Source organism: Bacillus sp. 1780r2a1 (assembly GCA_024134725.1).
Classification (GTDB): Bacteria; Bacillota; Bacilli; order Bacillales; family Bacillaceae_H; genus Priestia; species Priestia aryabhattai_A.
Map to the genome: position 1 here is coordinate 1308795 of CP099863.1, position 14626 is coordinate 1323420.

Below are 14626 nucleotides of genomic sequence, written 5' to 3' on the forward strand. Positions count from 1 at the left end.
TAAATCCCTAAAAAAAAGAATAAAGTAGTGCATAAGTATGGTCAGGGGGGATGAGAATGGGAATTAAGTTAATTAAAATTTCAGTGGTTTATTTTGCAGTGGGAATTTTATTGGGATACTACATGTCAATTTCACATAACTATGAGCTAACTCCTGTACATGTTCATATCAATTTGCTTGGCTGGACATCTTTAACGCTAGCCGGAATTTTATATTATTTGTTTCCAAGCTTTTCAAATCATAAGTTAGCAAAAATGCATGCGTGGCTGCATAACTTAGGCCTTCCTATTATGATGATAGGGTTGTTTTTAATGACGGTTCTTAATAGGGAGAGCATAACGCCTGTTATAGCAGTAGGAGCTACTTTAACAACGGTTGGAATTTTACTGTTTGTTTATCATGTGTTAGCACATTTAAAGTCAGAATAGAGGCATAATATATCGGCAATTAAAGGGAAAGAGATAAAGGAAAACGGAGTTATTTTATCGAATAACTAATAGTAAAATAACATAAGAAAAGCGTTTTTGATTTATTAAAAGCAAACTAGGCCTAATAAAAGGGGGAGCTCAGCCGTAAGAAGTCTAGTTACTTATTGCGCCTAAAGAGTGGGGTATAAGTTTCTTACTGCGGAAATACTATGAATGAACAGCAGCAGTTTGTACGTGTGAGGGAGTTAGCAAATGAGATTATTCGTTTTAAGCTTCAAGATCGTGCGGTCTATAATGAAGTTGAGCTGCGCAATAGCGTTGAGTTATTAGCTCGTTCCATTGTAGATCTGGCAAATGTTCATTTAAAAGAAGATGCTGACCCAGAAACATCTCTTAAAGCAACAGTGTGTAAGGTAAAGATGGTATATAACCATATGAATCAAAAGGCAAAACAGCAAGGTCTTGAAGGAGCATATCAAGAAATTCAGGATTTAAAATCGTATGCAGAAAATGAATATGAACAGAAGAATCTTTTAGGATAGCGATTCAACTAACTCCTTCCTTTGTACAAAAAGAAAGGAGAGGGGTAATTTGTCATCTTTAACAATGCCAGAAACCATTGTAGCGTCATTATTAGCGCTATTTGTAATGGGCATTTCCATTCTGTTCTTTATGACGCTTATCTTAACAATCGTTAGAAGAGAGCGGATTCAAGCTCTTGTAAAAGCAGGTAAGACAGATAATGGTGCTCAACACAGCCTGGGAGAATACCTCCGTGCAGTGTGGAAGAGACATTAAAAAAGTGCGAGGCAGCCGCTTCGCACTTTTTATTATTTAATAGAAACGCTATTGTTTTTTGCTAACACGATTTCCGCTGCTTCACTTACAGACGAAACAACAGTAGAAGCGTGTTTTTTTACTTCTTCAGGAGCTGTGGCCATCGCAAAGCTATTAGGTGTTAGTTGAAACATTGGAATATCATTAAAAGAATCTCCCACACATGCTACTTCTTCAGGCAGTAAACCTAAATGATCTAGTAAGATTTGAATGGCATTTCCTTTGCTGATGTGCTTGGGCATAATATCTAAGCAATTCTTTGCAGAAATGTAGGCATCAATGTGCTCTTTAAACTGTTCGGTTAAATCGGCTTGAAGAGCTACCATTTCTGAGTGGTCTCCAAGGATTGTAATCTTTGATGGCGAGAGGGTAGATCCGAATGAATTCAGCATATCACCTTGTTCTTCAATTGGGAAAAACATATGTTTTTCAATTTCATTAATAACGTCGTTTTTCGTTTCTACATAGTTAGTATCGTTTGAACACACCAAGACAACATGATTAGGGTTTAATGTCTTTTTGTATAGGCTGGACGCTAAAGCACTTTCAAATACTTTCGCGTGTAGTGAGAGGTTATCTCTTGTCCAAACGAACGCACCATTTTGACTAATTCGATGAAAGTTATTTCGAATATCAGATGAAATTTTTAGAATTTCACTATCCATTCGTCCTGATGCTAAGCAAACATCAATATTGCTTTCTTGAAGCTTTACTAATGCTTCGATATTATGTGTTTCAACATATTTTTCTTGATGAAGCAGCGTACCGTCAAGGTCGCTGACAAATAGTTTGATCAACTTAAAAAAGCTCCTTTCAATGAACCGGTCATATTTTTACCCATAAGTAGTTAGACATACCTGTTTATTGTAACAAGAAAACGCTTATATTTCATACAAAAAGGCTTCCGATTTAAGGAAGCCTTTTTATCATGCTACTTGTGTATTAATGTTTTGATTAGTATAGGTACGTATCTGTTTAATATACCAACCACCTACGAATAAAGTAAGCACTGTACCAATCCCCATTGATAAACCATAATCTAACCCTAAACCTTCTGGTGCATAAAAGATATAGCAGCAAACTACCGCGGTCATAAACATAGCTGGAATTCCACAAATCCAATGGTTTTTAGCGTGTTGAAGCAAGTAAATGGTAGCCGTCCAAAGCATGACAGTAGCAACTACTTGATTGGTCCAGCCAACGTATCTCCAAAGAAATGAATAATCAATTGTTGATAAATAAAAAGCTGGAACCGCAACGGATAATGTATAAATAAACGTTGCTTTTTTACTGCCTTTTGCGTCTTTGTTTTTCTTACTAACAAGGTCCTCTAGAATCATACGAGATGAACGTAGCGCCGTATCACCAGTTGTAATTGGTAAAATGATAACACCTAAAATCGCAAGAATACCTCCTAATGTTCCAAGCCACGATGTTGAAATTTCATTTACTACAGCAGACGGTCCACCAGCAGCAAGTGCTTCCTGAAGGCCACCCGTTCCGTTAAAGAATGTCATTGCAGCCGCAGCCCAGATTAAGGTAATAACTCCTTCGCCAATCATCGCTCCAAAAAACACTTTACGTCCATCTTTTTCATTCTTTAGGGTACGAGCAACAATTGGGCTTTGTGTGCAGTGAAAGCCTGAAATAGCACCACATGAAATGGTTACCATTAATAGAGGCCAAATTGGCAGCTCTTGTGGATGAAGGTTTTCTAATGTTAAATTTGGTACAGATTCTTTTGAAATGAAAATAAGTGCAAATGCAATTGAGATAGCCATGAAAATTAATACTGCACCGAATAAAGGATAAATTCTTCCGATAATTTTATTAACAGGTAGAACCGTCGCTAAAATAAAGTAAGCAAAAATAATAATCAGCGATATGATAAAAGGTAACGATGTAACGCTTGTAATCAACTGAGCTGGACCAGCTGTGAATGCTGCAGCCACTAAAATCATAAGCACAAGAGAAATGACATTGATGATTTTTCTCATGTTTGTTCCAAGATATTTACCAACTAGAGCTGGGTACTGTGCTCCTCCATGACGAAGAGATAGCATGCCAGAAAAGTAATCATGGACCGCTCCTGCAAAGATACAGCCGATGACAATCCAGATGAACGCTACTGGTCCATATAATGCGCCCATAACGGCTCCAAATATGGGACCAAGACCTGCAATATTTAAGAGCTGGATTAATGAACCTTTCCACCATTTCATTGGTACATAGTCTAATGAATCAAACTTTTCATATGCTGGTGTTTGTTTGTTTGGATCTATAACGAAAATTCGCTCAACCACTTTTGAGTAAATGGCATATCCCCCAATCAAAAGGGCAATAGAAGCGAAAAAAGTAACCATGTGAACATCCTCCTAAAAAGAAAAAGTTTTAATTGTTTGAAAATTTAATATTCTTATCCTAACAAATGTCAGAGAAGGTGACAAGGTATTTTTTCAGAAAAATTATTTTTTTTAGTTTTTTTAATGTTTGGAATAGGAAAAAGCTACCGTTACATAGCGGTAGCTTTTTCTTTGTTTGTTATAGTACGTTAAAATATTTAGCTTCTGGATGAGCAAACACAAGCGCCGTAACAGAAGCTTCAGGCTCCATCATAAAGCCATCAGTGAGCTCAATGCCCACATCTTCAGGCTGAATCAATTTAAACAGCTTTGCTTGGTCTTCTAAGTCTGGACATGCTGGGTAGCCAAAAGAGAATCGCTGTCCTTGATACTTAGCAGAAAATCTTTCTGCCATAGTAAAGTCCGGAGAGTCAGGGAAGCCCCAGCGGTCTCGAATTTGTTGGTGAACACGTTCTGCTAACCCTTCTGCTAGTTCAAGTGCCAGCGCTTGGAAAACGTGACTCTTTAGAAACTCACCATTTTCTTTAAACTGGGCAGCACGTTCGCGGATTCCTGTACCGGCTGTAACTGAGAAGAAGCAGACGTAATCCATTTCTTTTTCAACAGGCTTAGCAAAATCAGATAAGCACAGGAATTGTCCTTTCTCTTGACGTGGGAACGTGAAGCGCTCAATTTCTGTTTTTTGGTCAGCAGGGTCATAAATCACTAAATCATTCCCATCAGATTGTGCAGGGAAGAATTGATAAATAACAGCCGGCTTAATTAAGTTTTCTTTTAGAGCTAATTCCAGCAGTTCATCTACGGTTTCTTTTAACTGAACGGCTCGTTCATCTTTTTCAGCAAGCAATTTATTAACTTTACCTTTAAGTCCTAAATGATGGCCTAAAAGCATTTGCCAGTTAATGTAAGGTAAAACTTGAGCTAAGTCGTAATGCTTCACAACGTGACGTTTTAAGTCGGATGGTCTAAACACCGGAGCATCCGTTGATACAGCAGACCTTTGTAACACAGCTGTTGCAGTTGTGCTTTCTTGTTGTTTTCGTTCTTTAAACAATACTTTCTTTTCTTGACGAACTTTCAAATCTTCAAGAAGCTGAGTAATCTCTTCTTTGTTCTGCAGCTTATTGGCAAGAGAAAGGCCATCCATTGCGTCTTTAGCATATAGAACAGCACCTTCATATTCAGGCGCAATTTTAAAATCAGTAAACTTACGAGACAAAGCAGCGCCTCCTACCATAATAGGCACGTTGATCTTAGACTGAGTAAGATCTTGTGCTGTTAATACCATCTGCTGAGCAGATTTCACTAACAGGCCAGATAACCCAATAATATCAGGCTTTTCTTTTTGTACAGCTTCAATAAGCTGTTGAGGAGTTACTTTGATGCCCAAATCGACCACTTTAAAGCCGTTGTTGCTTAAAATAATGTCGACTAAGTTTTTACCGATATCGTGAACATCGCCTTTAACCGTGGCTAAAATCACTTTCCCTTTACCAGAATCGTTTTCTGATGCTTCCATATGCGGTTCTAAAAAGGCAACGGATGCTTTCATAACTTCCGCACTTTGGAGAACTTCGGCGACGATTAGCTGGTTATCATTAAATAAGCGCCCAACTTCTGCCATTCCATTCATTAATGGACCGTTAATAATATCCAATGGGTCATTATATTTGGTAAGCGCTTCTTGGAGGTCTGGTAGCAGTCCTTCTTTTGTTCCTTCTACAATATACATAGCTAAACGTTCTTCAAGGTTTAAATTTGATACTTCGATTTTTGATTCTTTCTTTTTATCACGATAAAAGTCTGTAAACATGCTTAGCGTCTCATCATTAGTCGTAAACAGGAGCGCATCTGCTAACTTAATTTCTGCTTCAGGAATAGACGCATAGCGCTCTAACTTTTCTGTGTTAACAATGGCATAGTCAAGGCCAGCTTGCGTACAGTGATAAAGGTATACAGCATTTAGCACTTCACGTCCAACAGGCGGCAAGCCAAACGATACGTTACTCACACCGAGAATGGTTTGACAGTCAGGCAATGCTTCTTTTATCATTTTAATTCCTTTTACCGTTTCTTCTGCAGAGCCAATATACTGTTCATCACCTGTACCAACAGGGAAAACAAGAGGATCGAAAATAATATCTTTAGGGTTGAATCCGTGTTTTTGAACTAGTAAATCGTGTGAGCGCTTTGCGATTTCAAGCTTTCGTTCAGCGGTAACTGCCATACCTTCTTCATCAATTGTACCCACGACAAGAGCAGCACCAAATTTTTTCACAAGTGGTAAAATGGCATCAAATCGCTCTTCACCATCTTCTAAGTTAATGGAATTAATAATTGCTTTCCCTTGTGAGTAGGTGAGAGCACGCTCAATTACGGCTTCATCGGTTGAATCGATAACAAGAGGCACTTTGACTTTCTTTACCACCTCTTGGATAAATAGCTCCATATCTTCAATTTCATCGCGATCTGGATCGGCTAAGCAGATATCAATCACGTGTGCACCATTTTTTACTTGAGCACGCGCGATTTCAGAAGCTTCTTCAATCTTTCCTTCTGCAATGAGACGTTTAAATTTACGTGAGCCAATAACGTTTGTACGTTCACCTACAAATAAAGGGCGCATCGAGTCGTCATAAATTAATGACTCAATTCCAGAAACTGCGTGGTTATGCTCAGTTCGGTCTAATGGACGAGGAGCGACGTCTTTCACCGCATCAGCTAACGCTTTAATGTGAGCAGGCGTAGTACCACAACAACCACCAACAAAATTTAGCCAACCTTTATCCGCAAAGCTTTTAATTTTTTGAGCAAGAAGTTCAGGTGATTCATGATAGTTACCTTCTTCATCTGGAAGACCAGCGTTTGGGTAGCAGCTAACAGCAGATGTTGCTAATTCAGATAAAGAGCGAATATGATCAGTCATAAATTCAGGACCTGTAGCACAGTTTAAGCCAACAGATAGGGGCTTGATATGCTCTAAAGATAGATAGAAAGATTCAATATCTTGGCCTGCCAGCGTTGTTCCCATTGGTTCGATTGTTCCTGAAATCATAATAGGCAGCTCTTTGTTTGCTGCTTCAAATGCAGCTGTAATTCCTAAGAAAGCTGCTTTTACGTTTAGCATATCCTGACATGTTTCCACAAGAAGGAGGTCAACGCCACCGTCTAGCAATCCACGAACCTGCTCTTCGTACGACTCAACGAGTTCTTGAAAAGTAATTCCACCCGTTACGGAAAGTGTTTTCGTTGTTGGGCCAATAGCTCCAGCTACAAACCTTGGCCATTCAGGCGTTGAAAACTTATCCCTTGCTGCAACGGCTAGTTTTACCGCTTCGATGTTTAGTTCGTAGGCAAGGTGGCCTAAATCGTACTCATCTAACACAATAGAAGTAGAACCAAACGTATTGGTCTCAATAATATCAGCACCTGCAGCGAAATATTCTTCATGAATACGCTGAATAACGTGAGGAGCTGTTCGTGTTAAATATTCATTACAACCATCGTATTCTTCGCCACCGAAATCATCAGCTGTTAAATTGGCGTCTTGAATCATTGTTCCCATTGCACCATCAATGACTAATATTCGCTTCTGTAATTGTTCTTGAATTAGTGAGGTCATTTAGTTCTTCCTTTCTGTCGTTACAAGTTGTTTATCGTTAATATAACGAGTTAAAATCTCAGTCATTTCGTAGCGCATAAATGGTGTAATCAAATAGATACCGTTAAATAATTCATATGCAGTATCGATTAAGTTTTTTGCGATTGCTAATCCTTCAATTTCACCTTTAATTCGATCTTCTCCAGTAGCATCCATGCGTGCTAAAATATCTTCCGACAATTTGATTCCCGGTACTTCATGATGAATAAAGCGAGCATTACGAGCACTTGTGAGAGGCATGATGCCGATATAAATTGGAGCATCTAAGTGCTTTGTTGCTTCGTAAACTTCTTCAATTTGTTTTGTTGAGTAAAGCGGCTGCGTAATAAAATAATGAGCACCGCATGAAATTTTCTTTTCAAGTCTGACAACTGCACGATCTAAATGTCGGACGTTTGGGTTAAATGCCGCTGCAATTGAAAAATTAGTTTTTTGTCCAAGCGGCTTTCCTGAATAAGATAACCCTTCATTAAATTGGGCAATTAAGCTAATTAAATCGAATGAAGAGACGTCATAAACGGACGTAGCTCCTGGGAAATCTCCAATCTTTGATGGATCTCCTGTAATGGCTAATACTTGATTAATGCCAAGCGTATGAAGCCCCATTAAGTGAGATTGAAGTCCAATTAAGTTACGATCACGACAAGTAATATGAACAAGCGGTCGAGCATCCGTTTGTTGCTGCATAAGGGATGCCATTGCTAAGTTGCTGACTCGAGGTGATGCAAGAGAATTATCTGCAAGTGTAACCGCATCAACACCAGCCTGATGAAGAGCTTTTGCACCCTCTAGAAATTTTGTTGGTCCAAGCTGCTTGGGTGGATCAAGCTCAACGATAATTGAGCGTCGCTCTTTCACAAGATCATGCAGGTGTGGTTCTTTTGTTTGCTCTTGCTCTTTGATTTCTACAAGTGGTCTAATCTTTACTGTTTTTTGCGTAATAGGCTTTTCATGCTTTAATGCTTGTGACATCGCTTGAACATGAGCCGGCGTAGTGCCGCAACAACCACCCACTAAACGAACGCCTTGATTGCGAAAAGCTTTTGCACTTTCAACGAAATAATCTTCGTTTGTAGCATACTCTACTTTTCCTTCTACGTAAGCTGGTAAGCTTGCGTTTGGATAAGCTGATAAGAAAGCACGATTTAAAAGCGGCACTTCTTCAAGGGATTGAATCATATGGGAAGGACCTAATCGACAGTTCAGGCCCACAACATCTGCACCTAAAGATTCTAATTCTTGAAATGCATCATAAAGGGATGCACCGTTTTGTAATACACCAATATCATGAAGTGAAACATGTGTAATAATCGGTTTTGATGTTTCTTTTCTAGCCAAAGATAATACGGTTTTTAACTCTTCAAAATCGTAGTATGTTTCAAATAACAATCCATCAACGCCTTCATTTAACAACCAAAAAAGCTGTTCGCGTATACTTCTCTTTACTTCTTCTGTTGAGATGGCGTTTTTTTGAAATGAGCGAATACCTCCTAATGTACCGACCACGTATGCGTCTTTCTTCGCAGCTTGCTTGGCAATCTGAACAGCTGCAACGTTAATATCTTTGACAGCGTCTTCTAAACCATATCGTGCAAGCTTTTGATAGTTAGCAGCATATGTGTTGGTTTGAATGACATCTGCACCCGCTTCTACATATGCACGATGAATGCGATGAATTTCTTCTTTCTTTGTGATGTTTAACTCTTCAAAGCAACTATCAATTCCATGTGAATACAGAAGGGTACCAGTTGCACCATCTCCTATTAAAATGCGTGATTGTAAATCTTCAAGTAACCCCATTTGAAAACCTCCTTAAACGTTCTATTTCATCTGTTATCAGTTGTATTCAAATAAAAAATGAATAAACAAGAAAAAGCCTTCTGTAAGAAGAAGGCTTGACTGCTTCTTCTTATCTTCCAAGCGATTTGCTTGCTGGATTTAGCACCATGTCATTTCGACTGGTTGCTGAGGTTTCAAAGGGCCAGTCCCTCCACCTCTCGTGATAAGAATCCATATATTAGTACTATTTTAGTTCATCATAATTAGTACAGAGTTGTATTTGTTCAAAAAACGAACGATAAAGATGAAATTTAATCTTATTATCTAATTTATCTGATTTTTTTATATTATACAAGACAATTTCGAAAATTTCATTAATAAATCATAAAAATCCCCACTTCAACTTGTAAGAAGTGGGGAAGGATACATTGAATTAATTTGTTAAGGTCTCCATGTTAAAAAAGAAGCTAGTATTAATCAACAGGTCGTCCTTTAGAAGCTTCTAAAATTTGGAACCACTGCATGCGGTTCATTTCTAAATCCAACGCGTCAATTGCAGCGTCAATTCGATTCATCTTTCCAGAGCCCACAATCGGCATAATAGTAGCTGGATGAGCCAGTAGCCAAGCATAGGCAACTTGATCTAATGATTTTGCACCAATTTCTTCGCCGATTTCGATTAGCTTGTTTCGTACGCGAATAGAGCGCTCATCTTCAGCGGTGAAGATGGATCCACCGCCTAGTGGTGACCAAGCCATCGGTGCTATCTTATGTTGCTGACATTGTTCAATTGTGCCTTCTTCAAAATGATTTAAATAAGTAGGCGAGATTTCAATTTGATTCGTAATGAGTGGAAAAGGTAAAAATGACTGGAGTAAGTCAAACTGTGAACGTTTAAAGTTGGATACTCCAAAGTAACGAACTTTTCCTTCTTCTTTAAGCTGGATAAACGCATCCGCAACTTCTTGTGGATTCATAAAAGGATCTGGACGGTGGATGAGTAAAACATCTACATAATCCGTATTTAAATTTTTGAGCGACTGATTGGCGCTGTTAATAATATGTTGTTTGCTTGTATCATAAAAATTAATTTTACGCTCTGGATATTTATCAGACGTTAGTTTAATGCCACATTTTGTAACAAGCTGCATGGATTCACGTAAAGAAGGTTTTTGCGCTAACGCTTGCCCAAATAAACCTTCACAGCTGTAGTCACCATAAATATTTGCGTGATCAAATGTAGTGATACCTTTCTCTAAGCATTGTTCAATGAGAGTTTGCGTATCGCTTGTTGATAAATTCCAATCGGCTAAACGCCATAACCCATGAATAATTCTTGAGAATTTTAAGTCTTCGGCTAATTGTACGTACTGCATATATTCACCCTTTTCAAAATGACTAGATAGTAAATTCGCTTTGATTATAACAGATAGATAAAGCGATTACATCTTTAAAGACTCGTCTTTTTTACTTTGTCCTCTCATATAGTTTAGTACAAGCTACTTTTCTGCGCGATAAAATCCGTTGGTATAAACAATAAAAGTGGTGGATTCAAAGAAAATGAGGTGGAGGACTTGACGAAATGGAAGCTGACGCTGCAAGTAGCTGCTACCTATATTGGCACTGTAGTAGGAGCAGGCTTTGCAACAGGGAAAGAAATTGTGCAATTTTTTACTCAATATGGCTCAATCGGTTTATTTGGGATTTTAATTAGTGGGCTGTTCTTTATTTGGTTAGGAGCAAAAATGATGCTCATTGCACAATCAATTGATGCAACGTCTTATCAAGCATTAAATACGCATTTATTCGGTTCGTTTATGGGGAAACTTATCAATGGCTTTACCGTTATTATTCTATTTGGAGTCACATCGGTTATGCTAGCAAGTACGGGAGCGATTGGAGCTGAGCAGCTTGGGCTTTGGCCTCAAGTAGGAATGCTCCTGACAATTGGGCTAGCATACATATCCGTTTCAAAAGGAATAAATGGTCTACTGCTTGTTAATTCGCTTGTAGTGCCCATGATGCTTGCTTTTTCAATCTTAATCTTTATTCCACACTTCCCACACTTTTCATTTTTACAAGTATCAACGGCTCATTTTCAAGGGGAGTGGAACTGGCTGATTAGCCCTTTTTTGTATGTAGCCCTTAATTTAGCACTAGCACAAGCTGTTCTTGTTCCTTTGGGGAGTGAAGTCAAAGATCGAAAAGTCATTAAAAACGGTGCAGTTTTAGGTGGTATCGGATTAACTTTTATGATGGTGGCTACGCATTTAGCTCTTTCGAACTTGCCATATGCATACCACTTGGATATTCCAATGAGTGAAGTCGTAAAACATATTGGTGTCTTCGTTAATTGGCTCTTTTTACTAGTAGTTTTTGGTGAGATTTTTACCACACTAATTGGAAATGTATTTGGAATTGCTAGACAAATCCAATCCATATTGCCAATTTCAAATCAGCGAGCATTTGTCTTTATCTTTGCGCTGTGTTTTCTCGTTGCACAGGTTGGATATGGAGAATTGTTGAAGGTTCTTTATCCAATATTTGGTTATATTGGATTAGGGCTTTTGGTTATGCTTTGTATTAAAAAAGAAAAAAGGTGACTCTGCAGGTAAATGAAAATGTGTTAAAAAGTGTGACAACTCTTGAAGCCTCTGTTATAATAAGGACAAATTCGACAGATAGTGTCGACATAAATATCCTTCGGGGTCGGGTGTAAGTCCCAACCGGCGGTGATAAGGCAATGCCTTTAAGCCCGTGACCCGTTTTCGAATTTTTCGATAACGGTGGATCTAGTTAAAATCTAGAGCCGACAGTAAAAGTCTGGATGGGAGAAGGATCAGGAGCACAGTGGATGTGTAGCGATTACATAAGCGTAATGGCTTTTTTAGAAAACCGTTATATCCAACTGCTTATTTAGCATGTCGCAAAGTGAGATCGCTATTAGTGCTATCTTATTTGTGGATGCTTTGTATACACTGATTCTAAAACAACCCCCTTGGACATTTGTTGAAGGGGGCTTTTTGCGTACATTGTATGGGGAAAGAAGGTGAAAGAATGTTTACAGGAATTATTGAAGAAATTGGTCAAGTGAAACAAATTAACAAAGGAAAAGAAGCAATTGTATTAACTATTGACGCAGGTGTTGTCTTACAGGACGTTTCGCTGGGAGACAGTATTGCAGTCAATGGTGTATGTCTGACAGTAACGTCATTTTCAGCTAATCGATTTACAGTTGATGTGATGCCAGAAACGATTAAAGCGAGTACGCTGCACTTGTTGACAGTGGGATCAAAGGTTAACTTAGAGCGAGCGATGAGTGCAAATGGACGGTTTGGTGGTCATTTTGTGAGCGGTCATGTTGATGGTATTGGCACAATTGTGAGTAAAGAGCGCAGAGGCAATGCGGTATATTACGAAATTAAGGTAGACCCTAGTCTTCGTCACTATATGATGTTAAAAGGCTCTGTTACTGTTGATGGGACAAGCTTAACGATATTTAACGTTACGGATCATTCTTTTACAATCTCTTTAATTCCACATACTGCTAAAGAAACGATTATTGGAAGAAAAGAACGAGGAGATGTTGTGAACATTGAATGTGATATGTTAGCAAAATATATTAAAGAAATGATGATGAAGCCTTCATCTGCTCCTGCACCGAAACCTTCCAGTATGCAAAGTTTACTTGAAAAGCATGGCTTTACAAATTAAAAGAGAGGTGAGAAACGTGTTTCATACAGTAGAAGAAGCAATTGATGATTTGAAAAAAGGTAAAGTTGTCATCGTATGTGACGATGAAGATCGAGAAAACGAAGGAGATTTTATTTCACTAGCTGAAACAGCGACTCCCGAAGTTGTTAACTTCATGGCAACGCATGGTCGAGGCTTGATTTGTACACCAATCACGGAAGAAGTAGCTGCTAAACTAGAGCTTAATCCTATGGTAACAACAAATACAGATATGCACGGTACCGCTTTTACTGTCAGTGTTGATCATGTATCAACGACAACAGGAATTAGTGCTCATGAGCGTTCTGCAACCATTCAAGCGTTAATTGATGATACAGCTAAGGCTGCAGATTTTCGTAGACCAGGTCACGTTTTTCCTTTAATTGCGAAAAAAGGAGGAGTGTTACGACGTGCAGGTCATACAGAAGCTGCCGTTGACTTGGCGCTTCTTGCTGGAGGTAAGCCAGCAGGTGTTATTTGTGAAATCATGAAAGAAGATGGCACTATGGCACGCGTAGCGGATCTTGCCGTTATTGCAGAGCAATTTGACTTAAAGATGATTACGATTAAAGATCTCATTGCATATCGTCGAAAGCATGATGAGCTTGTAAAACGCGAGGTGGCAATTCAATTACCAACTGCTTTTGGTAACTTTAAAGCAATTGGATATACAAATAAAATTGATAATAAAGAACATGTAGCTATTGTTAAAGGTGACATTAACCCTGAAGAACCTGTTCTTGTTCGCGTTCATTCTGAATGTTTAACTGGCGATATTTTTGGGTCAAAGCGATGCGATTGTGGACCTCAGCTTCATGCCGCACTGTCAAAAATTGAAGAAGAACAATCAGGAATTCTTCTGTATATGCGTCAAGAAGGAAGAGGAATTGGATTAATAAATAAATTAAAAGCATATGAACTGCAAGAGCAAGGATATGACACGGTTGAAGCTAATGAAAAACTAGGGTTTGCTGATGATCTTCGTGAATACGGAATCGGTGCGCAAATCTTAAAGGATTTAGGTGTGAAAAAGATGAGGCTTTTAACCAATAATCCGCGTAAAATTACCGGTTTAAAAGGTTATGACCTTGAGGTAGTTGAACGTCTTCCAATTGAAATGCCAAAGGAAGCAGAAAATGAGAAGTATTTAAATACAAAAGCCAAGAAACTTGGTCACTTACTACATTTTTAATTGTTTACACATAAAAACATAAAAAACCTAGGAGGAATAGAAAATGAGTCATGTATTTGAGGGGAATTTAGTTGGTACTGGATTAAAAGTTGCAATTGTAGTGGGGCGTTTTAATGAATTTATTACAAGCCGATTGTTAGGTGGAGCACAAGACGCGCTAAAACGTCATGGAGTAGCAGAAGAAGATGTGGATATTGCTTGGGTACCTGGCGCATATGAAATTCCACTAATTGCAAAAAAATTCGCAGAATCTAAAAAATATGATGCGGTAATTACGTTAGGAACAGTTATTCGCGGTGCAACACCACACTTTGATTATGTTTGTAACGAAGTGGCAAAAGGCGTTGCTTCACAAAGTTTACAAACGGGTGTACCAATTATCTTTGGTGTGCTAACGACAGAAACAATTGAACAAGCGATTGAACGTGCAGGAACAAAAGCTGGTAACAAAGGGTGGGAAGCAGCGGCTTCTGCTATCGAAATGGCGAATTTGTCTCGTTTGATTGAAGGGTAATAAAAGCGCTTGTTGCAGTCTAGAACTGTAACAAGCGTTTTTTTAACTATTTACAAATGTATAATTTACAGGAAAAGTTTTACCCTATATAGTAACTAGTTTACGTTAAGGGAGACTTTC

General features: G+C 38.5%; 12 protein-coding genes and 2 riboswitches. Of the genes, 7 read left to right on the plus strand and 5 right to left on the minus strand.

Features of this window, described 5'->3' with window-relative positions:
- The first annotated feature begins 56 nt into the window (after nt 1-56).
- The 3 genes from NIZ91_06565 to NIZ91_06575 all read left to right on the plus strand — a co-directional run bounded on the left by NIZ91_06565 (nt 57) and on the right by NIZ91_06575 (nt 1226).
- Nucleotides 57-428 carry a cytochrome-c oxidase gene (locus NIZ91_06565; GenBank protein ID USY56309.1) on the plus strand — a complete coding sequence of 124 codons (372 nt, stop codon included), beginning with the start codon at nt 57-59 and terminating at the stop codon, nt 426-428.
- A gap of 209 nt (nt 429-637) precedes the next feature.
- Nucleotides 638-970 (plus strand): hypothetical protein, encoded by a 333-nt coding sequence (locus tag NIZ91_06570; GenBank protein USY56310.1) that lies wholly within the window; start codon nt 638-640, stop codon nt 968-970.
- A 49-nt stretch (nt 971-1019) separates the two neighbouring features.
- Complete coding sequence (locus NIZ91_06575; GenBank protein ID USY56311.1) at nt 1020-1226, plus strand: hypothetical protein; 207 nt, start codon at nt 1020-1022, stop codon at nt 1224-1226.
- 32 nt (nt 1227-1258) lie between these two features.
- Here the strand turns inward: NIZ91_06575 and NIZ91_06580 are convergent, their stop codons facing one another.
- The 5 genes from NIZ91_06580 to NIZ91_06600 all read right to left on the minus strand — a co-directional run bounded on the left by NIZ91_06580 (nt 1259) and on the right by NIZ91_06600 (nt 10444).
- Nucleotides 1259-2062 (minus strand): HAD family hydrolase, encoded by an 804-nt coding sequence (locus tag NIZ91_06580; protein ID USY56312.1) that lies wholly within the window; start codon nt 2060-2062, stop codon nt 1259-1261.
- Between the two features lie 129 nt (nt 2063-2191).
- Complete coding sequence (locus NIZ91_06585; GenBank protein ID USY56313.1) at nt 2192-3628, minus strand: carbon starvation protein A; 1437 nt, start codon at nt 3626-3628, stop codon at nt 2192-2194.
- A 178-nt stretch (nt 3629-3806) separates the two neighbouring features.
- Nucleotides 3807-7250 carry a methionine synthase gene (gene metH, locus NIZ91_06590; GenBank protein USY56314.1) on the minus strand — a complete coding sequence of 1148 codons (3444 nt, stop codon included), beginning with the start codon at nt 7248-7250 and terminating at the stop codon, nt 3807-3809.
- Nucleotides 7251-9089: a bifunctional homocysteine S-methyltransferase/methylenetetrahydrofolate reductase gene (locus NIZ91_06595; GenBank protein USY56315.1), complete on the minus strand. Its 1839-nt coding sequence runs from the start codon at nt 9087-9089 to the stop codon at nt 7251-7253.
- 106 nt (nt 9090-9195) lie between these two features.
- Nucleotides 9196-9298, minus strand: a riboswitch (SAM riboswitch).
- 243 nt (nt 9299-9541) lie between these two features.
- On the minus strand, nt 9542-10444 hold the full coding sequence (locus NIZ91_06600; protein ID USY56316.1) for an aldo/keto reductase: 903 nt from the start codon (nt 10442-10444) through the stop codon (nt 9542-9544).
- A 198-nt stretch (nt 10445-10642) separates the two neighbouring features.
- Between NIZ91_06600 and NIZ91_06605 the strand changes: the two genes are divergently transcribed.
- From NIZ91_06605 to ribE (NIZ91_06620), 4 genes are all read left to right on the plus strand, one after another.
- Nucleotides 10643-11671 (plus strand): amino acid/polyamine transporter II, encoded by a 1029-nt coding sequence (locus NIZ91_06605; protein ID USY56317.1) that lies wholly within the window; start codon nt 10643-10645, stop codon nt 11669-11671.
- A 92-nt stretch (nt 11672-11763) separates the two neighbouring features.
- Nucleotides 11764-11911, plus strand: a riboswitch (FMN riboswitch).
- Between the two features lie 214 nt (nt 11912-12125).
- Complete coding sequence (ribE, locus tag NIZ91_06610; GenBank protein USY56318.1) at nt 12126-12782, plus strand: riboflavin synthase; 657 nt, start codon at nt 12126-12128, stop codon at nt 12780-12782.
- Nucleotides 12783-12798: 16 nt separating this feature from the next.
- Nucleotides 12799-13992 (plus strand): bifunctional 3,4-dihydroxy-2-butanone-4-phosphate synthase/GTP cyclohydrolase II, encoded by a 1194-nt coding sequence (locus NIZ91_06615; GenBank protein USY56319.1) that lies wholly within the window; start codon nt 12799-12801, stop codon nt 13990-13992.
- 43 nt (nt 13993-14035) lie between these two features.
- Nucleotides 14036-14506, plus strand: coding sequence for a 6,7-dimethyl-8-ribityllumazine synthase (gene ribE, locus NIZ91_06620; protein USY56320.1), 471 nt, complete (start codon nt 14036-14038; stop codon nt 14504-14506).
- The last annotated feature ends 120 nt before the right edge of the window (nt 14507-14626 follow it).

Excerpts from the sequence above, each read along its gene's own strand:
- NIZ91_06565 (USY56309.1), top strand. The coding sequence starts at position 57 with ATGGGAATTAAGTTAATTAAAATTTCAGTGGTTTATTTTGCAGTGGGA.
- NIZ91_06570 (USY56310.1), top strand. The coding sequence starts at position 638 with ATGAATGAACAGCAGCAGTTTGTACGTGTGAGGGAGTTAGCAAATGAG.
- NIZ91_06585 (USY56313.1), bottom strand. The coding sequence starts at position 3,628 with ATGGTTACTTTTTTCGCTTCTATTGCCCTTTTGATTGGGGGATATGCC.
- metH (USY56314.1), bottom strand. The coding sequence starts at position 7,250 with ATGACCTCACTAATTCAAGAACAATTACAGAAGCGAATATTAGTCATT.
- NIZ91_06595 (USY56315.1), bottom strand. The coding sequence starts at position 9,089 with ATGGGGTTACTTGAAGATTTACAATCACGCATTTTAATAGGAGATGGT.
- NIZ91_06600 (USY56316.1), bottom strand. The coding sequence starts at position 10,444 with ATGCAGTACGTACAATTAGCCGAAGACTTAAAATTCTCAAGAATTATT.
- ribE (USY56318.1), top strand. The coding sequence starts at position 12,126 with ATGTTTACAGGAATTATTGAAGAAATTGGTCAAGTGAAACAAATTAAC.
- ribE (USY56320.1), top strand. The coding sequence starts at position 14,036 with ATGAGTCATGTATTTGAGGGGAATTTAGTTGGTACTGGATTAAAAGTT.